16 protein-coding genes are annotated in these 20,591 nt (G+C 47.1%); 1 reads left to right on the top strand and 15 read right to left on the bottom strand.

Features of this window, described 5'->3' with window-relative positions; translation table 11 throughout:
- Nucleotides 1-4: 4 nt before the first annotated feature.
- From BW952_RS07735 to bshC, 15 genes are all read right to left on the bottom strand, one after another.
- Nucleotides 5-865 carry a sigma-E processing peptidase SpoIIGA gene (locus BW952_RS07735; protein WP_045850168.1) on the bottom strand — a complete coding sequence of 287 codons (861 nt, stop codon included), beginning with the start codon at nt 863-865 and terminating at the stop codon, nt 5-7.
- A gap of 158 nt (nt 866-1,023) precedes the next feature.
- Nucleotides 1,024-2,190, bottom strand: a complete 1,167-nt coding sequence (gene ftsZ, locus BW952_RS07730; protein WP_045850169.1) for a cell division protein FtsZ — start codon at nt 2,188-2,190, stop codon at nt 1,024-1,026.
- Between the two features lie 35 nt (nt 2,191-2,225).
- Nucleotides 2,226-3,536 (bottom strand): cell division protein FtsA, encoded by a 1,311-nt coding sequence (ftsA, locus tag BW952_RS07725; RefSeq protein WP_045850170.1) that lies wholly within the window; start codon nt 3,534-3,536, stop codon nt 2,226-2,228.
- Nucleotides 3,537-3,748: 212 nt separating this feature from the next.
- The gene (locus BW952_RS07720; RefSeq protein ID WP_045850171.1) at nt 3,749-4,546 is read right to left on the bottom strand and encodes a cell division protein FtsQ/DivIB; all 798 of its coding nucleotides are present in this window, start codon (nt 4,544-4,546) and stop codon (nt 3,749-3,751) included.
- Nucleotides 4,547-4,618: 72 nt separating this feature from the next.
- The gene (murG, locus tag BW952_RS07715; RefSeq protein WP_045850172.1) at nt 4,619-5,728 is read right to left on the bottom strand and encodes an undecaprenyldiphospho-muramoylpentapeptide beta-N-acetylglucosaminyltransferase; all 1,110 of its coding nucleotides are present in this window, start codon (nt 5,726-5,728) and stop codon (nt 4,619-4,621) included.
- 121 nt (nt 5,729-5,849) lie between these two features.
- Nucleotides 5,850-6,926 (bottom strand): putative lipid II flippase FtsW, encoded by a 1,077-nt coding sequence (ftsW, locus tag BW952_RS07710; protein ID WP_045850179.1) that lies wholly within the window; start codon nt 6,924-6,926, stop codon nt 5,850-5,852.
- 78 nt (nt 6,927-7,004) lie between these two features.
- Nucleotides 7,005-8,354, bottom strand: coding sequence for a UDP-N-acetylmuramoyl-L-alanine--D-glutamate ligase (gene murD, locus BW952_RS07705; protein WP_045850173.1), 1,350 nt, complete (start codon nt 8,352-8,354; stop codon nt 7,005-7,007).
- Nucleotides 8,354-9,322 carry a phospho-N-acetylmuramoyl-pentapeptide-transferase gene (gene mraY, locus BW952_RS07700; protein ID WP_045850174.1) on the bottom strand — a complete coding sequence of 323 codons (969 nt, stop codon included), beginning with the start codon at nt 9,320-9,322 and terminating at the stop codon, nt 8,354-8,356. The genes murD and mraY overlap by 1 nt, the downstream gene beginning before the upstream one ends.
- Nucleotides 9,319-10,803, bottom strand: a complete 1,485-nt coding sequence (locus BW952_RS07695) for a UDP-N-acetylmuramoyl-L-alanyl-D-glutamate--2,6-diaminopimelate ligase (protein ID WP_414735789.1) — start codon at nt 10,801-10,803, stop codon at nt 9,319-9,321. Before BW952_RS07695 ends, mraY begins: the two co-directional genes overlap by 4 nt.
- Nucleotides 10,804-10,924: 121 nt before the next feature.
- A complete protein-coding gene (locus BW952_RS07690) occupies nt 10,925-12,817 on the bottom strand; it encodes a stage V sporulation protein D (RefSeq protein ID WP_045850175.1) in 1,893 nt (630 codons plus the stop codon).
- Between the two features lie 614 nt (nt 12,818-13,431).
- Nucleotides 13,432-15,651, bottom strand: coding sequence for a penicillin-binding protein (locus BW952_RS07685; RefSeq protein WP_045851453.1), 2,220 nt, complete (start codon nt 15,649-15,651; stop codon nt 13,432-13,434).
- On the bottom strand, nt 15,648-15,998 hold the full coding sequence (ftsL, locus tag BW952_RS07680; RefSeq protein WP_045851454.1) for a cell division protein FtsL: 351 nt from the start codon (nt 15,996-15,998) through the stop codon (nt 15,648-15,650). The genes BW952_RS07685 and ftsL overlap by 4 nt, the downstream gene beginning before the upstream one ends.
- Nucleotides 15,999-16,010: 12 nt before the next feature.
- Nucleotides 16,011-16,958: a 16S rRNA (cytosine(1402)-N(4))-methyltransferase RsmH gene (rsmH, locus tag BW952_RS07675; protein ID WP_045851541.1), complete on the bottom strand. Its 948-nt coding sequence runs from the start codon at nt 16,956-16,958 to the stop codon at nt 16,011-16,013.
- A 22-nt stretch (nt 16,959-16,980) separates the two neighbouring features.
- Nucleotides 16,981-17,412: a division/cell wall cluster transcriptional repressor MraZ gene (mraZ, locus tag BW952_RS07670; RefSeq protein ID WP_045851455.1), complete on the bottom strand. Its 432-nt coding sequence runs from the start codon at nt 17,410-17,412 to the stop codon at nt 16,981-16,983.
- Nucleotides 17,413-17,536: 124 nt separating this feature from the next.
- Nucleotides 17,537-19,153: a bacillithiol biosynthesis cysteine-adding enzyme BshC gene (gene bshC, locus BW952_RS07665; protein ID WP_045851456.1), complete on the bottom strand. Its 1,617-nt coding sequence runs from the start codon at nt 19,151-19,153 to the stop codon at nt 17,537-17,539.
- 185 nt (nt 19,154-19,338) lie between these two features.
- On the opposite strand from bshC, the gene BW952_RS07660 reads away from it, so the two are divergent.
- Entirely contained in the window at nt 19,339-20,418 is a 1,080-nt protein-coding gene (locus tag BW952_RS07660) for a Fe(3+) ABC transporter substrate-binding protein (RefSeq protein ID WP_045851457.1), read from the top strand.
- Nucleotides 20,419-20,591 lie beyond the last annotated feature (173 nt).

The following is a 20,591-nucleotide window of genomic DNA, read 5'->3' as shown; positions in this document are numbered from 1 at the left end:
CCACTCACCTTTCGATTGATTCCCGGACCATATTCGGGTGCAATAAGCAGTCAAATGACTGATCATTCGATAAAATTTTCGTCGTAAATGTAACGAGTACACGTTCCGCTGTTCGTTTTTCTCCATCCGCTTCCACACTGAAGCTTTCTGTGCGAAAAGCAGCCAGCAGCCGGTTTTCTTCATGAATCGTTTTGGATGGAATCCAGACAAGCTTTTCAGTCCAACAGTCTGGCAAGTTTACACACCCGCTGCTGTCATCTTCAAACAGCTCTGCTGGCCATTCGTTCGTACGGCCAATCTGGCATATCGCCACTTCTTTTGCTGAGATGGGGTCACGAAGCGCATTTCCTGTGTCAACGAGCCCGCGTCCAGACCAGTTGTTTCCGCAGATCGAAAAAGAGACGGTCACGGTTTGGCTCGCCATGCGTTTCGCTGTGCCCAAGCTAAATAAACGGCGCTGGATAAAGTAAAAAGAGATGGTGACAGATAAAATGAAAAAAAATACAATGGAGGCCTTTCCTTCCGCAGCATATTGCATGTTGATTGATCGGAACCCAAACAAGATGCCCCCGGTCAGGAACACGACAAAATAGAATGTCAGCACCATCGAAAAAAGCCTGGCCGCACCTGTTAGTTGAAACGCGATACGGACCATAAATACCGGTATGAGCAGCATAAACAATTTGTGCCAGAGATCCGCCGTTCCACTAACGAGATAAACCCATATCGGAATTGTTCCAACAAACGAAGCGGCAAGCAGTCTTGTCCATTGAATAGAGCGACTGCTGATCAATCCAGTTGCAAAAAGAAGCATCGCATCTGCGGCAAAATTAAAGAGAATGATCCCTTCTGCATAACCGGCCAACTCATCCCTCCCTTTTTGTGGCGGGCCGTACTATGAGCAATAGTTTATCGGAATAGAAGCAGAATGTATGTCGGAATGTAAGTGAATTTTTACAGTAGTTTTTCCGAATAGTGTCGAGGTCAAAAAAATAACCGCCACAGGAAGTGGCGGTTTCGGGTTTATCTTCTTCTGTTGCGGTTGCGTAGGAAGGTTGGGATGTCCAGTGTGTCGTCAGCTGATGGCTGCTGCGGCTGACGGCCTGGCTGTTCAGGTGCCTGTGTTTCTTCACGCTTTGTTTCGCGTGGCTTAGGCGACTGTCCCGGTTGAGACGGCTGCTGCGGCTTCACTTGACCGAGGCCTGGACGTACATTCGGCGGTGCACCTTCATTTGGCACTTCTTTGAAGCCTGTAGCGATCACTGTTACGATAATTTCTTCTTTTAAATTTTCGTTGATAACAGAACCGAAAATCATATTTACATCTTGATCGGAGGCGGAAGAAACAATATCGGCTGCTTCCTGCACCTCGTAAAGGCTTAAATTCGTGCCGCCGGTAATGTTCATAAGCACACCTTGCGCACCATCAATCGCTTTTTCAAGAAGCGGGCTGGAAATCGCTTTTTTCGCTGCTTCGACAGCGCGGTTTTCACCGGAAGCGACACCAATTCCCATAAGGGCAGAGCCTTTATTTGACATAATGGTTTTAACATCTGCAAAGTCAAGGTTAATTAACCCGGGCGTTGCGATCAAGTCTGAAATACCTTGTACACCCTGTCGAAGAACATTATCCGCTTCACGGAAGGCTTCAAGCATTGGTGTGCTTTTATCAACGATTTCAAGCAAGCGGTCATTCGGAATGACAATCAATGTGTCGACTGACGCTTTCATCGCTTCAATTCCGCCAGCTGCCTGGGTGGCCCGCTTGCGTCCCTCAAACGTAAATGGACGGGTAACAACACCGACTGTCAATGCGCCCAAGTCCTTTGCAATTTGAGCGATAACAGGTGCGGCACCTGTTCCTGTGCCTCCGCCCATACCAGCGGTTACAAACACCATATCGGCGCCTTTCAATGCTTCTTCAATTTGCTCTTTGCTTTCTTCAGCTGCTTTTTTTCCGACTTCAGGATTCGCACCTGCGCCTAATCCGCGCGTCAGCTTGTTGCCGATCTGCATTTTCACTTCAGCTTTTGATAAATTAAGAGCTTGTGCATCCGTGTTAACTGCAATAAAGTCTACTCCCTGTACTCCGTGTTCGATCATTCGGTTTACGGCATTGTTTCCGCCGCCGCCGACGCCGATGACTTTAATGGTCGCCAATGAATCTACGTTCATATCAAACTCAAGCATGGCAAATCCTCCTATTTTAATGAGTCTTTTTTGGTCTATTCTTCAAAAAAGTACCCGAAAAGTTTTTTCATTTTCCCTTTAACGCCTTTTTCTTCCCCATCTTGCGGCTGTTCTTTTTTCGCTGGTTTCGCTTCCTGCTTTTGAGCTGGCCGTTCTTTTTGTACGTCCTTCTCTTTTTGAGGAGCTGCGCCCGGCTCACTTAATCTCCGGCCTGTTAAACGGGCATTTTTATACGCGTATTTAATGAGCCCAACTGCCGTTGTATATTGTGGCTCCCGTACGCCGATGTAGTCTGGTATCGCCACACGTACCCGGTTTTGAAATACATCCTGTGCCAGATCCAGAATCCCGTTCATGGCAGAGGTGCCTCCCGTTAGAACAAAGCCACCCGGTACATCTTGAATGCCTGTCTGGCGAAGTTCTTCCACCACCATCATGAACAATTCTTCCAGACGGGCTTCGATAATTTCCGAGATTTCCAGCTGGTTAAACTGATCATGCTGATCACTGCCGATCACAGGGACACTGAATACTTCTTCTTCAGAAGCAAGATCATAAAAAGCGTGACCGTGCTTTGTTTTAATTTGTTCCGCTTCATCCGTTGATGTACGAAGACCAATCGACAAATCTTTCGTGATGTGTTCTCCGCCAACGGGCAGCACGGATGTCTGCTGAATATAGCCGTCTTTAAAGTACGAGATGGTTGTCGAGCCGCCGCCGATGTCGACAAGAACGGTTCCCAGGTTTTTCTCATCCTGCGACAACGCGATCTCGCCGCTCGCGAGCGGTTGAAGAACGATTTCATTAATCTCTAAGCCTGCACGTTCAACACAGCGCAGCGTGTTATGTAAAAACGTTCTGGAACCCGTTACGATAATCCCTTCCATTTCAAGTCGTACACCAAGCATGCCGCGAGGATCGTTGATTTCGTCAAATCCATCGACAATGAATTGTTTTGCAATAACGTTTACAATTTCCCGGTCTGGAGGAATGGACATTACTTGTGCCGCATCCTTTACCCGGATAACATCTTCACTCGTTATTTCGCGGTTTTCGCTTGAAACAGCTACCACACCGTTGCAAGGGTGAAGAATCGCATGGTTAGCGGCAATTCCGACGATGACTGAGCTAATTTCTATGCCAACCATCCGTTCAGCTTGCTCGATTGCTTTTTTGATCGAGTAAACCGTGTCGTCAATATCAACGACCGCCCCTTTGCGAATGCCTTTTGATTTTACACTGCCGACACCAATAATATTTAAAGAGTCATTAACCATTTCGCCAATAATCACTTTAATTGCGGATGTACCGATGTCGAGACTGACAAGAATTTCATTATTATTCATGCTGCGGCACCTCCTTTACCATAAAAGCGTGAATAATCGAACAACGATTCTTCCATTTAGTAAATAACAGCTGGTAAGAACGTAATTCGGCATATTCAACCTGTTTTCCTTTTAAAGTTTTATATTTGTGTAATTTGTGTAAACTATCTCATACAAGTCTACACTAAGATGGAAAGCTGGAAAAGGCTAAGTTCAGTTAGAGGAAGAAAAGTTTACGGTGTTTCTTCTTCCTCTGCTGTTTCTTCCTCTCCGGCCTGCTCTTCTTCACTGTTATAAGGCTTAAAGTAGGAACCAACTTCAATATCGATGACCCCTTTCACATCCGGATCCAGTTGAGTGGAAATGGACGGGTAATACACCATTTTCTCCGCAAACGTTGAAAGGGTGGCCGACACTTCAAAGCCGTCTGTCATAAATGCTTTTATATGGAGGGCGTCGTTTTTTTTCGGATCATAATAGACCTCGGAAATCGTGTTAAAAACGCCCGCCGGAAGAGTTTCAGCCGCCTCGGCAAAAAGATCCAGCGCCTTGCCCTCTTTAAAATCATACAGAATGGGGAGCTGCAGCGGCGATCCGCTGACGGGCTCGCTCAAAATTTTCCCGTTTTGAAGCACCGGGTATAAGCCACCTTTGCGAGCTGCATACGCAATTTCGTTTTGCTCCACGACGGTTACGATAATATCATTCGGAAAGCCCGCTCTTACCGTCGCTTCCTTGATGCGGTCATCCTGAAGAAGCGCTTCTTCCGCTTTTGCCTTGCCTGCTGCCCACACACTTACGCCCGCTTTTAAGCCGCTTTGGTCAATAACCTCCTGCTTTGTCATCAAGCTCGTTCCCTGCACATGAACTTCCTTCACCTTGCTGAGCGGCGACTGTAAATACACCACAATGAGAATTAAAGCGAAAAAGACAGAAAGCAAAAGAAGAAGCCGGCGGTTCGCCTTCTTTTTTCGAATTTGTTTCAGTTTTGGAATACGGTCTTCAATCGAAACAATTTTTTGCTTGGTCATATCCACACCTCTGTCCATGTTACAGACCCGTAACCATCATCCATTCGTTCAGTGCGAGTAAGCGGCCGTTCATCAAGATGTTCGACCGCCTTTTTCAGTTAACTGACGCATGACAGCGTACAATCGGTCCGCCGCATCAGGAATGCCAAGACTTTTGGCCTTTTCCTTCATTTTGATCAATCGCAATTCATTCATTAAAACAGCGTCAAGTTCCTTTATAAGGGTGGACCCATTCAGTTCTTTTTCAAGCAAAAGAACCGCCGCATCTTGATCAGTCAAAGACCGGGCATTTTTTTCCTGATGATTGTTCGTTACGTACGGACTCGGCACTAAAATAGATGGAATGCCGAGCGCTGTTAATTCAGCAAGTGTTGTGGCTCCCGCTCTTGCGACAACAAGGTCGCAGGATGCGAGAACGTCCGGCATGTTGTGGATAAACGGTTCGACCGCGACATTGTCCGGCTTCCCGGTTGTCTGAAGCAGCTTGGCCACCTTTTCATAATGAACGTCGCCTGTCACGTATAGCACTTGATACGGACGGTCCGCCAGCTCCTTTAATGAATCCGAAACGGCGTCATTAATAGGGCGTGCTCCGCGGCTGCCGCCAAAAATGAGCACTGTTTTCTTATCAGAGGCAAATCCATACTTGTCCAGCGCACCGGCGCCGCTTGCTTTGATCACTTCCGAGGCACGCGGGTTCCCGGTAAGAACGGTTTTTCCGGCTGGAAAGTAAGCTGACGCTTCCTCAAAGCATACCGCTACTTTATCAACATATTTACTGAGAAATTTATTGGTTAAGCCTGGAACACTGTTTTGTTCATGCACGATGGATGGAATGCCCATTTTCGCAGCCGCATAAACAACGGGTCCACATACATATCCCCCGGTTCCGATCACAACATCCGGCTTAAATTCCTTCAGCATTTTTTTGCATTCATTAACGCCCTTTAAAAAGCGCATGATCGTTTTCACATTTTCAAATGAAACCGCCCGGCGAAAGCCCGTAATATCAATTGACTGAAAAGGAATACCTTCGCGAACGACCAGCTTTGATTCAAGGCCCTTTTCTGTTCCGATATATAGAAATGAAGTGTCCGGGTGTTTCTCTTTAATCATTCGAATAAGAGCGAGTGCCGGATAAATATGTCCGCCTGTTCCCCCGCCGCTGACTACTATTTTCAATTAGGTCACCTCAATACGTCTATTGGCAGCTACTATCCGCTGTCCAATGCAATTTCATCTTAAATCAATGCGTCACGAGAATCAAATATTATCTTGAAAAAGCGCCAAAATTCCTCCTTATTTACCGCATATGCCTGCTTGTACTTAAAACAATGCCAGCCAGCAAAAGCGTCATCGTTAAAGAAGACCCCCCGTAGCTTAAAAAAGGGAGCGTGACGCCCGTCACCGGAATCAGCCCGGTCACTACGCCAAGATTAATAAACGATTGCAGGCTGAGCATGCCGGTCAACCCAAACACAAGCAGGGTACCGAACGGATCATCAAGACGCATTGCAATGTAGATCCCACGCCAAATAAGCAGGAAAAAAAGAATAATGACCCAGAGAGCGCCGAGAAACCCTGTTTCCTCTGTCCAAATAGCAAAGATAAAATCAGTTTGCGGTTCCGGCAAGTAATAATACTTTTGACGGCTTTCCCCATAGCCATGGCCAAACAATCCCCCTGGTCCAACCGCGTAAAGCGACTGAATGATCTGGAACCCGCTTCCAAGAGGGTCCGACCACGGATCTAAATAAGCCGTAATCCGCTTTATCCGGTACGGTGCAGAGGCAATCAGCAAAACAAGTCCGCTTATGGCAAGGGCGCCGATCGTCGCAAAAAAACGGATCGGCGCGCCGGCACTAAACAGCAGAAGAAAGGCAGTGCCTCCCATAACCGCAGCCGTGCCAAGGTCCGGCTGCAGCATAATAAAGCCAAAAGCGGCGCCAATGGTCACAAGCGGTGTGAAAAGGCCTTTCCAAAACAAGTGAATGACTTTTTTTCGTTCAGAAAGAATGGCGGCCAAATAAAAAACGAGTGCCATTTTCATCCATTCAGACGGCTGAAACGAAAGCGCTCCGACCCCTATCCAGCTCTGTGAACCGTTGCGCACCATTCCAATGCCCGGAATCAACACAGCGATCAATAACAGAAACGCAGCGGCAAGCCCAACGGATGCATACTGCTTCCAAAATAGATACGGCAGCTTGGCGAAAAATGACATGGCGATCAGGCCCACACCCGCGAATAATGCCTGCCTTTCAACGAAATAAAAGGAATTTCCGTAATTAAATTGGCCCCATACTTCACCGGCACTTGCGACCATAAACAATCCAGTCCCTGTCAGCAGCAAAACGAGCAGCAAAAAGACTTTATCAATCCCATGAGCAGAAACGGCGAAGCCACTCCCTTCAAGCACATTAAAAACCGGAGCCTATATAGAGGCTCCGGCTCTTTCTTATAACGTATTCACACAATCGATAAATATGTCCCCGCGCTCTTCAAACGTCTTGTATTGATCCCAGCTTGCACAGGCTGGTGACAGCAGCACGACATCTCCGCTTTCTGACAAATCAACGGCCATCTGAACGGCATCGGTCATATATTCGGCTTTTTCAAACACGTCGATCCCTGCTTTTTCGGCCGCATCCTTCCATTTGTTTGCTGTTTCCCCAAACGCCACAACCGCTTTAACTGCATCTAAATACGGAATGAGATCGTCAAAGCCATTTCCCCGGTCCAGACCGCCGGCAAGCAATACAATCGGAGAGTTAAACGCAGTTAACGCACTTTTTGTTGCCAGTGTATTCGTCGCTTTTGAATCGTTATAAAATTTGCGGCCATTCCACTCCCGAACGAATTGAGTGCGGTGGCGGACACCTGTGAAGGACGTGAGCACCGATTGAATGGCTTCATTGGACACACCGGTTAATTTAACAGCTGCAATCGCCGCTAAAATATTTTCTAGATTATGACTTCCCGGAAGCACAATATCTGCTGCCTTCATAATCGCTTCTTCCTGGAAGTAAACAGTGCCTTCATCAAGATACGCCCCATTTTCTACTACTTGTTTTGCCGAAAACGGAATGACTTGCGCATGACTGGACCCAGCCATCGAGTACAGCGATTCTTGATCGGCATTGATAATTAAAAAATCATCCTCTGTCTGGTTTTGGGTAATTTTCATTTTTGAGCCGACATATTCCTCACGTGAGCTATGATAGTCCAGATGCGCATCATAAATATTCGTAATAATGGCGATATGCGGCCGGAAATCCTGTACACCCATCAGCTGAAAGGAAGAAAGCTCGATCACGACATGGTCATCAGGCTTTGCCTGCTGCACAACTTCAGACGCGACTTCTCCGATGTTTCCTGCAAGCACCGTGCCTTTCCCATCTTCTTTCAGCATTTCGTTAATCAATGTTGTCGTCGTTGTTTTTCCATTTGTACCGGTAATGCCGATAAACGGAGCTTCCGAAATAAAACCAGCGAGTTCAACCTCAGTGATCACCGGAATGCCATCCAGGACCGCTTTTGAGACGATTGGATTGGCATACTGGATCCCGGGGTTTTTCACCACGAGCTCAATGCCTTTATCCAGCAGCTCGACCGGGTGGCTTCCGCATACGACATCAATACCTTCTGCCTTCAGTTCCTTTGCCGCTTCGTTTTCCTCAAGCGGCTTTCCGTCGTTTACGATGACGACTGCACCAAGCTTTTTCAACAGCTTAGCGGCGGCGAGACCACTTTTCGCCAGCCCTAAAACGAGCACCTTTTTATCTTTAAATTGATTGACTTGTTTCATTATCTCCAAACTCCTATCCAAACCCCAATGGCTGCAGCTACAATGCCAACGGACCAGAATGTGACGACCACGCGCCATTCAGACCAGCCGCCCAGTTCAAAGTGATGGTGCAGCGGGCTCATTCTAAAAATACGTTTGCCTCTTGTTTTAAACGACCATACCTGCAAGATAACAGAAAGGGTCTCTGCTACAAACACGATGCCGATCAACAAAAGCAAAAATTCAAACTTCGTTAAAATAGATAACACGGCGATTGCTCCGCCAAGTGCCAGTGATCCTGTATCCCCCATAAATACGTGCGCCGGGTATGCGTTAAACACTAGGAACCCGATAATGGCCCCCACAACTGAAAAAGCAAAGATAGCCGTTTCGTCCAGCCCCTGGCTCCAGGCAATAACCGCATATGCCCCGAACGCAACGGAAGCTGTTCCCGATACAAGCCCGTCGAGCCCGTCGGTTAAATTGACTGCGTTCGAAAACCCAACGAGCCAAAACAGGACAAACAGCGCATATAAAATGCCAAGGTCTAGTGAAAAAAAGCCGAATGACAGCTCTGTTGACAGGCCTTGCTGCGCATAAATTACATAAAAAATAATTGAAATGACAATTTGTCCGATTAATTTCTGCAAAGAAGTTAGGCCGAGGTTCCGCTTCATAACAACTTTAATAAAATCATCTAAAAAGCCGAGCAGCCCAAACCCGATTGTCACGAGCAGCAGAAGTGCTGTTTCTGTTCCAATGGAGCCGAACAGCTGAACGAAAAACAACGTCGTAATGACAATGGAAAGCAAAAACACAAGACCGCCCATCGTCGGTGTTCCCGACTTTTGCTGATGGGACTGCGGTCCTTCCTCCCGAATGCTTTGCCCGAATTTCAGCCTTCTTAAAAATGGAATAAACAGCGGTGCAATCATAACGGTGATTAAAAAGGAAACCGCAATAATCAGCCCGATTTGCCATTCGCTCATGCCTTTTCACCTTCCCCTAATAAAAGCGCTTCTCTCGCTACTTCTCTATCATCAAAATGAATCGTATTGTGTCCAATAATTTGATACGTTTCATGGCCTTTTCCGGCAATTACGACGGCATCCCCCGGGCGGGCCATCGAGATGGCATGAAAAATAGCTTCTTTTCTGTCTTCCATGACGGTGTAGTCTTGATTTTCCACGCCTGCTTCCATATCAGCCAGGATGCGCTGCGGATCTTCGCTGCGCGGATTGTCCGATGTGAAAACCGCTTCATCTGAAAACTGGCATGCAGCCTGTGCCATAAGCGGCCGCTTCGTTTTATCACGGTCACCGCCGCAGCCGGCAATGACCCATACACGGCCTTTTGTTAAGGGGCGAACCGTTTTCAAGACATTAATCAAGCTGTCTGGCGTGTGCGCATAATCGACGATGACGGAAATGTCACGGCTGTTTGGCACCAGCTCAAACCGCCCGGCGACTCCTGCTACTTTTTGAAGCGTCTGTTTAATCAGCTCCGGTTCAATTCCTGAAACAAACGCCGCAGCAAAAGCGGCAAGCATATTATACACGTTAAACTTTCCAGCAAGCTTCGATTGAATCGTCGCTGTTCCGTTCGGATAGTGAATGGTAAAAGCTGTTCCTTCTGCCGTCAGCCGAATGTCTTCTGCCCAAATATCCGCCTTGCGGTCAATGCCGTATGTGACGACATGAGCCGCTGTCATTGATTTGTAGACGTCAGATGCCTCGTCATCTGCATTTAACACAGCAAAAGCAGGCTGATCCGGGTGAACCACATTTCCCAACCGGGCAAAAAGAAGCCCTTTTGCGGTCCGGTAATCATCCATCGTTTTATGAAAATCAAGATGGTCCTGCGTTAAATTTGTAAAAACAGCTACATTAAACGCTGTCCCATTCGTCCGCCCCTCCTGCAGCGCATGGGAGGACACTTCCATGACCGCACTCGTCACACCCTCCTGCTTCATTCGGGCAAACGTCTTCTGCAGTGTTAAGCTTTCCGGTGTCGTGTTTTTTGTTTCAATCGTCTGTTCACCGATTTTCATATACATGGTCCCGATCATGCCTGTTGTTTCCCCGGCAGCCTGCAAAATTTGCTCAATTAAGTGACTCGTCGTCGTTTTTCCGTTTGTACCGGTGACGCCGATCAAATGAAACGATTCTGTCGGGTACTGATAGTAATGCGCTGCCAGCTGAGCCATCGCCCGTTTTGTGTCAGGGACATAAATAACCGGAACCGAAACGTCAACGGGACGTTCCGCTACAATCGCAGCTGCTCCTTTTTTTACGGCTTCCTCCGCCGCCTGATGGCCGTCAAATGTAAATCCTTTTATACAAATAAAAATCGATCCGTCTTGAACGAGACGGTGATCGTTTTCAATTGATGTAATCGCCGGGTTTCCTTCCTTGTCTTTCCGGTGAAAAGGAAGCGCCGTGAGCACTGTTGATAAATCCACGTTTTTCAATCCTTTCTGTTTGTAAAGCACGTATGTACAATTCCCGCGTTTTCTATTGTAACGAAAAAAAGCCGCCGATGCGAATGCTTTTCAGCCTGTTTCGGCTAAATTTGGCGGCATTTCTTCTTTTTCACTTTAATAACACACGGAGTTTGCTTCCTGCCTCTATCTTAACGCCCGATTTCGGCGATTGTGAAACAACGGTAGACCCGTTTCCTTCAACGACAATATTCACGTTGACCAGCTGTTCTTTCAATTGATCCTTTGTTAAGCCAACCAAATCCGGGACAACAATAAGCTCCGGATCACTCCACGTTTTTTCTTTTTCAATTTGATTCGACTGCTTGGAAACGTTTAAAAGCGGCAGGATGTCTTCCATCATTTTTCCGACAATCGGCGCTGCAACCGTACCGCCAAATTGAACGGTTCCTTTCGGGTTGTCGATCGCTGTATATATGACCACCTTCGGATCATTGGCGGGCGCCATGCCGATAAAAGACACAATATGATTGTTTTCCAAATAGCCTCCGTCTTTTGCTTTCTGCGCGGTTCCTGTTTTTCCTCCAATCCGGTATCCGTCCACAAAAGCATTTCGGCCTGTTCCTTTCGCCACGACGCTTTCTAGGGCACGTCTTATTTGTGCAGATGTTTCTTCTGAAATCACACGCCGCACTTGGTCGGGCTTATGAATCGTTTCTTTTATTCCTGAGACGGGATTGGTCCAGCTTTTCGCTACGTACGGCTTATAGAGAATGCCGCCATTGACAGCCGCTGAAACCGCCGCAACCTGCTGAATAGGTGTTACCGCCACCCCCTGGCCAAAAGCAGCAGTTGCCGCCTCGACAGGTCCTGCTGATTGCTCAGTAAACAAAATACCCGTTCCTTCTCCATACAAATCAATCCCTGTTTTTTCACCGAATCCGAATTTCCGAATGTAGCTGAACAGTGTTTTTTCACCAAGTCTCGTCCCAAGCTCTACAAAGCCCGGGTTGCATGAATTTTGCACAACCTCTAAAAAGGACTGGTGGCCGTGCCCTTCTCGTTTCCAGCACCGGAGCCTTGTCCCATTGACTTCTACATAGCCCGGATCAAAAAAATGATCCTTGTCCAGGTCCACTTTGTTTTCTTCGAGTGCCGCAGCCAGTGTAATAATTTTAAAGGTGGAGCCCGGTTCAAACGTGTTCCAAACAGGTAAATTCCGATTGTAAATATCCGGATCATATTCTTGAAAACGCGATGGGTCATAGGATGGACGGGATGACATGGCCAAAATTTCACCCGTGTTCGGATCCATGGCAATGCTCATGGCAGCATCCGGCTTGTACGTTTTTTGCGCCAGATCCAGCTCCCTCTCCATCACAGCCTGAATATCGGCATCAATCGTCAGCTGCAAGTCCATTCCATTCACAGGCTCATTGTAATCATTCACCAGCCCGGGCATTTCATTGCCCTTCGCATCGGTAAACATCTGGATTGACCCTGCTTTGCCGGACAGCTTCTGATCGTAATACGCTTCAATGCCAGCAAGGCCCTGGTTGTCCGCTCCCGTAAATCCGATGATATGAGCGAGGCGCTCCTTCCATACGTAGTTACGAACCGAATCCTCCCCCAGCCAGATGCCTTTTAATTGAAGCTCCGCGACTTCACGGGCTTTGTCCGTCGATAAATGCCTGCCTTTTGAGGACAGTCTTTCAATCGATGAACGCTTCGTCATCCGCTCGTACAGGAGCGATTCTTTTTCACCCAGAACGGCTGCAAGCGTTTTGGCTGTTTGCTCCGGATCGTCAATCTGGGATGGAATGACATACACAGTTGGTGCATGTTTGTTTCCAGCCAGCACCTCGCCGTTTCTGTCTACAATCAACCCGCGCTCAGGCTCGGCTGGAATACTGCGGCCCCAGAGCTCCTCCGCCTTTTTCGTCAGCTCCGCACCGTTCCACAGCTGAATATACCCCGTTCGTATCGTCAAAATGGAGAAAGCAACAAAAGAAAAAACAAGAACCCAAAACATCCGAACCCGCATGGCTCACACCCCTTCTCCTTTTGAGCATATGCGGAATAACGGATGAAATTGACAAAAAGCCGCCCAAACTATGTTCGCGCAAGCACAGCTTTGAAAAAAAGAAAATGTCACCTGCTTTTCATTGACACATTCTTTTTTTAACAGCATGGAATAGGCTGGGAGATAACAATGTGATTGGCCCCCTAAATCCGAATGTTCTAGCAGTTTAAAGCTTTTATTCTTCTTTTTTCTTGGAAAAGCACACACAGGGGCTCCGGGCTGCCGGCTCCGCTTTTCTATGTGGCGAACGCTGAACCAGCCTAAAGTGCATGGCTGTTTCAGCCTGTCCGCTCGTCACATGGAAGTCTCCGCCGGCCTCCCTGCGCCCAGGGCGGAGACTCGGGAGGGATCAGCGGGGCAGGTGAGATCCACTTTTGGAGCTTAGCGACAAAAATTAGCTCACCGCCCGCCCCTCCGAACGCGGAGTCCTGCAGAAGCCACCCTCTCTATGCTGGCGCAAGCGCAGTCACTAAACAATTTTTGATCATGAAATGCTCGTAAGAAAGCCGAACGATACAGTGATCATTCGGCTTTTTCTTCTATGCAGAACCTTTTGTGCCAGGCTCTTTCCAGCTCTACTCTTCATCACTTTTCAGCTGGTCGGACTCAGCGTCAGCATTTTTGTTTGCTTCTTCGGCACTGCCGGGCTGTTCAAGCTCAATGATCAGCTTTTGTCCTTCTTCGATCGGCTGATCGGGTTTTATGTTTTGTGTTGTGACGTAGCCAGTTCCGGAGTAGCTGATTTTTAATCCGGCTGCCTGGGCAACCTTCATGACATCACGCATCGCCCAGCCGGTTACGTCAGGCATCGTCCAGTTTTCCGACGTCAGCAACACCGCTTTTTCGCCTTGCAGCAATCTGCCATCTGCTTCCGGAACCTGCTTTATAATTTCATTCCCTGTTCCGATAATGACCGGATCCAGACCGGCTTTTTCATACGCTTCACGTGCTTTGTAAGTTTTTTCACCTTCAAAATCTGCCAGCTTTACTGTATCCGATGTAATGTTTTCATCCGGACGGACATTTAAATATTGCAGGCTGTTCCGCATGACTGGATTGAAAATTTTCGACACCGGTGCCGACCCGGATTCATTCTCTAAATTCGGCTGTGACACACCAACATACACAATCAGCTCCGGATCGTCCTTTGGTGCCATGCCGATGAACGAAAACAAGTAATTATTTGCTCCGGTTAAATAGCTGCCGTCCTCGCCGATAATTTGCGCAGTACCTGTTTTTCCGGCCACATCATACCCTTCAATATGATAGGGCTTTCCTGTTCCGTGTTCAGCTGTTACAACACTTTCGAGAACGTCAAGTGTTTCCTTTGCTGTTTCTTCTGAAATCGGCTCTCCGACCACATCCGGTTCTGTATTCACAATCGTTTCACCAGTCGTGTCATCCACAATTTTGTCGATGATATATGGCTTCATCATTTTACCGCCGTTGGCAATGGCTGTGGATGCCTGGAGAATTTGCAGTGCATTCACCGTCGTTCCCTGTCCAAAAGCTGTTGTAATTTGTTCAATCGGATAATTGTATACAATGCTGCCTGATGCTTCACTCGGCAGCTCAATCCCCGTTTTTTCACCAAAATGAAAATCTTCGAGATACTGGCGAAATACACCCGGTGTCATTTGCTGGAGCATATTCGCAATTGCGACATTCGATGAACGCTGAATGCCTTCCGCGTACGTAATTTCTCCCCAGCCTGCACCGCTGTTATGATCGCCAACGCTTGCAGAACCGATTTTGTATCGTCCTGACTGATAAGTTGCATCCGCGTTAAACGTTCCTTCTTCAATCGCGGCTGCCAGTGTGAAAATTTTCATTGTCGAGCCTGGCTCATACGAGTATTCGACAAGGTCATTCATCCAGTTTGTATCCAAGCCTTCTCTCGTGCCCGGATGGAAGGTCGGCCGCTGGCTCATCGCCAGGATTTTGCCGGTTTTCGCTTCTGCTACAATGGCGAATGCTTTTTCAGGCTCATACTGTGCTTCAACCTCACTTAGCGCATCTTCAACAAATGTCTGGATTTTCGAATCAATCGTTAAATACATATGATCCCCGTCTTCAGGCTCTAACACCATTTCTTCTTTTTCAGGAAGAAGATAGCCCCACAGGTCACTCGTGTATTTGATTTTCCCATCGACACCTTTTAAGTACTTTTCATACGACTTTTCAATGCCCATCTGCCCTTGCATTTCATACGTTATATTTCCTTCTTCATCTTCTTTTTCAATCCGCTGCGCAAAGCCGATTAAATGAGAAGCAAACGTCCCATTTGGATAAAAACGCTTTGCTTGCCTGATAAAGGTGATACCCGGCAGATTTTCTTCTTCGAGCTTGCTTTTCACGCTGTTCGATAACCCGCGGCCTGCACTTCCGAATTCCACCTGAAACGGGTCGCCGTCCTTTTTCAGACGCTCTAAAATCTCTGCTTCATCCATTTCGATATATTTCGCGAGCACGCTTGCGGTTTTTTCATAATCCACCACATGCTTCGGCTCTTCCGGGTTTGTGGTAACCGAATCATCTAAAATCGCTGCGATCGTAAACGATGTCGTATCCTCGGCAATTACCTCGCCGTTCGTATCGTAAATCGTACCTCTGCTCGCTTCCAGCACACCCGTCCGCATATATTTTGCCAGCGCTTCATTTTTTAATTCGTGTCCGTCCGCCGTACCCGTCGCCTGAATATACACAACACGGAAAAATAAGATAAAAAAGAGGAGGGCGAACCCGGTGTACAGGATCGCAGCTCCTATTTTTCGATTGTTTCTATTCTCTATCATTTCGGCTCAACAACCTTAATATTTTTATCTGTTAAATCCAGCCCCATCGCTTTGGCGCGCTCCTGAATTTTTTCGTACGTGCTTTCTTCGCTGATTTGAATATCCAGATCTTTATTAACCCGTTCCTGATCTTGAATTTGGCGTTCAACGATTTGAATCTCTTTATTTGTTTCGTAAATAGCCGCTTGTGTAGAAATGAGCTTGGCGCACATAAAGCAAACGGTCAACACAAAAACGAGAAACAGGATTTTTTCACCGGGCGTAAAAAAGGACCTGCTTACTTTTTTCTGTTTAATGGAGGCCTTTTTCGGCTGCTCAACAATTGGCTGTTTCGCTGTATTGTTCATTATTATTCCCCCCTAAACGGTTTCTTTTCTTTTTTCAGCAATTCGAAGCTTTGCTGAGCGAGCGCGATTGTTTTCCTCTAGCTCCTGCTCTGACGGCAGGATCGGCTTGCGGGTAATGAGCTTCAGTACCGGCTCAAATTCCTCCGGTATGATGGGCAGTCCCGGCGGCAGCTCTGGACCTGTGGACGCTTCCTTAAAAACGCTTTTACAAATCCGGTCCTCCAGCGAGTGAAAGGTGATGACACTGATTCGGCCATTGATGTTTAATAAGTCGATGGCATCATGAAGGGACCGCTCGAAAACACCCAGTTCATCATTGACAGCAATCCGAATGGCTTGGAATACCCGTTTTGCCGGATGGCCGCCTTTTCTTCTGGCAGGCGCTGGTATGCCTTCTTTAATTAACTCTGTTAATTGAGCGGTTGTTTCAATTGGCTGAATGTCGCGTGCTGCTTCGATTTTCCGGGCAATTTGCTTTGAAAATTTCTCTTCTCCGTACCTGAAAAAAATGCGGACAAGCTGTTCGAACGGCCATTCATTCACTACTTCATAAGCAGAAAGAGCAGCGCTTTTGTCCATACGCATGTCAAGCGGTGCATCATGATGGTAGCTGAACCCTCTTTCCGGCGTATCAAGCTGCGGCGATGAAACACCCAGATCATACAAAATGCCATCAACACCCGTTATGCCTTTTTCATGGAGTTTTTCTTTTACATGTTCAAAGTTGCTTTTTATAAATTCAACGCGATCGGCAAACGGAGCCAGCCGTTTTTTGGCATGTTCGATCGCTGTTTCATCCTGATCAAACGCATACAATTTCCCTTCCGGGCCAAGCTGGGAAAGCAAATATTCGCTATGCCCTGCTCCACCGAGCGTACAATCTACATAAATGCCATCAGGGCGGATGTTCAGCCCGTCGACCGTTTCACGCAGTAAAACAGTCGTATGATTAAATTCCATTATCTTATCAGTCCAATCAGCTTTATAAATCAAAATCGGTTAAGCTTTCTGCAATGTCCCCGAATGAATCGGACGAGGTGTCTAAATAATCGTCCCAAACTTCTGCATCCCAAATCTCCATTCGGTTCGACACCCCTACAACCACACATTCTTTTTGAAGAGACGCATAGCGGATGAGCGGTTCAGGGATGTTGATTCGCCCCTGCCGGTCCAGCCTGCAGTCATTAGCACCTGAGAAAAAAAAGCGGGTAAAGGCACGCGCATCCTTTTTCGTCAGCGGCAAAGCAGCAAGCTTTTCCTCAAGCTTTTCCCATTCTTCCTGGCCGTACACAAACAAGCATTGGTCAAGACCGCGCGTCACGATGAATGTCTTATTTGATTCTCCGCGAAACTTCGCAGGAATAATCAATCTTCCTTTTTCATCGATTGAATGACGGTATTCACCCATGAACATTGTGCCGACCCCACTTTCTACACTAACTTTACCACATCCCCCCACTTTGCACCACCAATTTCATTATGCGTCATTTTTCCCTTTTTTACGTACAAAAAGCCTGCCCAAAAGGCAGACTTTTCATTTACATATATAAAAGATAATGGCTTCCATCATGGACATAGGACTGACCCATCAGCTCGTCAATCAAATCAGGACCGTACTCGTTCAGGAAAGGATAAATGTTCCATACTCTTTCCTGCAATCCGTCTGGCCGCAGCGCCGATTGAACACGGTCAAACCGAGCGATAGCCGCTTCATGCGTTTGAGCCAGTACCGCATCGCTTTTTTGAATTAACACATCGAGCTGCCTCGTATGAAATTTCTTGTTTTTTTCCACAAGCGGCAGCAGCCCGTTATGGATACTGGACGCCTGCTTTTCAATCCTGTCATAGCCATCGAAAAGCGACCGCTTTATTTCCGCGACGAGGTCATGCAGGTGATGATCTCGAATAGAATCGAGATAAGCATTTCTCTCGTCTTGAACACCGTACTGCACCGCCCGGCTGGCCGAAATGTTTACCTCTTGAAGGATGCCTGCTACATCCCGGTCGATAATGGTTATATTCACCCGCGGCACCACAATCGGCATTTTCATGTTGAAATGAGCAAAAGCTTCTTTTAATTCGGCCCAATACGCAATTTCACCCGGACCCGCGATAAAAGCCACGGTCGGAAACAGCCACTCCTGCATGAGCGGGCGTGTGACGACATTGTTGCTAAACGACTCCGGGGAAGATTCAAGAAGCTGCAGTAATTCTGCTTCTGTATACGTGCGCCCGCTTTTACTTACATACAGGCCGCTTTCTTTTTCAAGTAAATGGCGTTCCCCATCTTCAATAATAAACAAATGAGCCGGATGTTCACCTGTTTCAATCGCTGGCTTAAATCCCTGTTCCTCGATTTTTTTCTGGGATTGCTTCAGCCGTTCCGTCAGTGCTTCGTTTTCCGTTATGAGCTGCTTGAAAAACGGCACCTCCAGCTGGCGAAGAGCAGGATCGGCTGCATCGATTAATAATAATCCATATTTCGCAAAAAAAGCACTCGTTAAAAAAGCAAAAAACTCAGTAAACGTTTCGCTTTTCCTGATGGCTTGCTGAAGGTCGCTCAACAGCTGATTTGTGTGCTGCGTTTCACGCAAGGCAGAAAAAACTGACTGAACCCAGCTCTCCATCGTCTCCTTCTTGTAAATCGTTTCAGAAGCCGCTTGTTTTTTTACAAAGCGTTCAGGGTACCCTATTTTTTGCACGTTGCCTTTTTGTTCAACGAAAACATGGTTAATCTCGAGCAGATCATGGTCCTCACCGGCAATCCAAAAAACCGGTACAACCGGAATGCCCAGTTTTTCCTCCTGCTCCTTTGCTACGTGCAGGATCGAGATGATTTTATGTATAGAATATAAAGGTCCTGTTAAAAGCCCTGCCTGCTGGCCGCCGATGACCACAACGGATGAAGGGTCCTTTAATTTTTCCAGAGAGTGTTCGGTTTCAGGCGTAATAGAATAGGGCTCCATATACTGACGAATGACTTGTGCCAGCTCATCCCGCTTAAACACTCGTTTCTTTACTTCCTCCGCACGCTGCTGGAATGATTGCTGAGAAAAAGGCTCATAGTCAAAAAAGCCGCCTGTCTGTTTAGAGCCGCTTATATATTCTTTCGCAAAAGGGTTTAAAGCGGGAACAGAAATGCGTTCTTGTTCCATACGTGTACTTCCTTTCTGTCGGACAAATTTTCTTGTTCGAGTATACCACCCTCGGGATTGAAAGGGGAAACAATGTGCCTGTTCAGCCAACATTATTTTAAAAAATTGTTGATTTGATAATGATTATCATTATACTTTAGAAGACAGCATCGCTGATCTTACACAATTTAAAGGAGCGTTTTATCATGGTAAAAAAGAAAACGGGCTTATTATCCGGCCTTATCGGTATGTCTCTTCTGCTTGCTGCATGCGGAGGCAATGAAGATGCGGCAACGACAACACCCGCTACAACAGACGAGGAAACAAAAGAAGCCGGTGTCGTAAACTTATATACGAGCCGCCACTATGAAACAGATGATGTTTTGTTCGATCAATTTACAGAAGAAACAGGCATTGACGTAAACGTAGTAAAGGGCGAAGCAGACGAGCTTGGTGAGCGCTTGTCACGTGAAGGAGAAGCGACAGAAGCAGACCTGTATTACACAGCAGATGCCGGGCGGCTTCACTGGGCAAAAGAAAAAGGTCTTCTTCAGCCGGTTGAAAGCGACGTGCTGAATGAAAATATCGCCGAGAATTACCGGGATACCGAAAATGAGTGGTTTGGCTTAACGAAGCGTGCGCGTGTCATTGTGTATGCAAAGGACCGTGTGCAGCCGGAGGATTTGTCTACATACGAAGCACTGGCAGAAGACCAATGGAACAAAAAGGTCTTGATCCGTTCTTCCGATAACGTCTACAACCAGTCCCTCGTGGCCTCGTTTATTTCCTTAAACGGCGCGGATGCGGCAAAAGAATGGGCACAGGGCATCGCAGGCAATATGGCGCGCGATCCTGAAGGAGGCGACCGTGACCAGGCAAAAGCCGTTGTGGCCGGAATTGGCGATGTGGCAGTCATGAACACGTACTATTTCGGGCAGCTGCTGAACTCGGAAGATCCGGAAGAAGTGAAAGTGGTTGAGCAATTAGGTGTGTTCTTCCCTAACCAGGAAACGAATGGAACACATGTAAACGTAAGCGGCGCCGGTGTAACAAAACATGCGAAAAACAAAGAAAACGCCATTGCCCTTCTGGAATTCTTGTCGAGCGAAGACGCACAGGGTCAATTTTCAGAAGCCAACTTTGAATACCCGGTTAATGAAAATGTAGAGCCTGCTGAACTGCTTGCTTCATGGGGTGAATTCAAAGAGCAGGACCTGAACCTGTCTGAGCTTGGCAAATACAATGCGGATGCCGTCAAGCTGATGAACGAAGCCGGCTGGAAATAAGTCATAAAAGATAGCCGAACGATGCGATCGTTCGGCTTTTTCTTCTTTCCAGACCCTTTTGTTCCAATCAATTATTTCAAAAAATGTACTGAAATGTCTGGTTTTCTAGCCGAATATGCAGCCAGCTCTTGTTTTTTGAGAATGATTTTCATAGTATGGTTAAGTGGGCTTCT

It is taken from the genome of Domibacillus enclensis, from assembly GCF_900156125.1.
Classification (GTDB): Bacteria; Bacillota; Bacilli; order Bacillales; family Domibacillaceae; genus Domibacillus; species Domibacillus enclensis.
The sequence above is the reverse complement of the archived record's forward strand: the minus strand, read 5'-3'. Positions and strand labels throughout refer to the sequence as shown.

Coding starts and splice junctions, on each gene's coding strand:
- ftsL (WP_045851454.1), bottom strand. CDS start 15,998: ATGAACAATACAGCGAAACAGCCAATTGTTGAGCAGCCGAAAAAGGCC.
- ftsZ (WP_045850169.1), bottom strand. CDS start 2,190: ATGCTTGAGTTTGATATGAACGTAGATTCATTGGCGACCATTAAAGTC.
- bshC (WP_045851456.1), bottom strand. CDS start 19,153: ATGGAACAAGAACGCATTTCTGTTCCCGCTTTAAACCCTTTTGCGAAA.
- mraZ (WP_045851455.1), bottom strand. CDS start 17,412: ATGTTCATGGGTGAATACCGTCATTCAATCGATGAAAAAGGAAGATTG.
- mraY (WP_045850174.1), bottom strand. CDS start 9,322: ATGAGCGAATGGCAAATCGGGCTGATTATTGCGGTTTCCTTTTTAATC.
- murD (WP_045850173.1), bottom strand. CDS start 8,354: ATGAAACAAGTCAATCAATTTAAAGATAAAAAGGTGCTCGTTTTAGGG.
- BW952_RS07720 (WP_045850171.1), bottom strand. CDS start 4,546: ATGACCAAGCAAAAAATTGTTTCGATTGAAGACCGTATTCCAAAACTG.
- ftsA (WP_045850170.1), bottom strand. CDS start 3,536: ATGAATAATAATGAAATTCTTGTCAGTCTCGACATCGGTACATCCGCA.
- BW952_RS07685 (WP_045851453.1), bottom strand. CDS start 15,651: ATGATAGAGAATAGAAACAATCGAAAAATAGGAGCTGCGATCCTGTAC.
- rsmH (WP_045851541.1), bottom strand. CDS start 16,958: ATGGAATTTAATCATACGACTGTTTTACTGCGTGAAACGGTCGACGGG.
- BW952_RS07690 (WP_045850175.1), bottom strand. CDS start 12,817: ATGCGGGTTCGGATGTTTTGGGTTCTTGTTTTTTCTTTTGTTGCTTTC.
- BW952_RS07660 (WP_045851457.1), top strand. CDS start 19,339: ATGGTAAAAAAGAAAACGGGCTTATTATCCGGCCTTATCGGTATGTCT.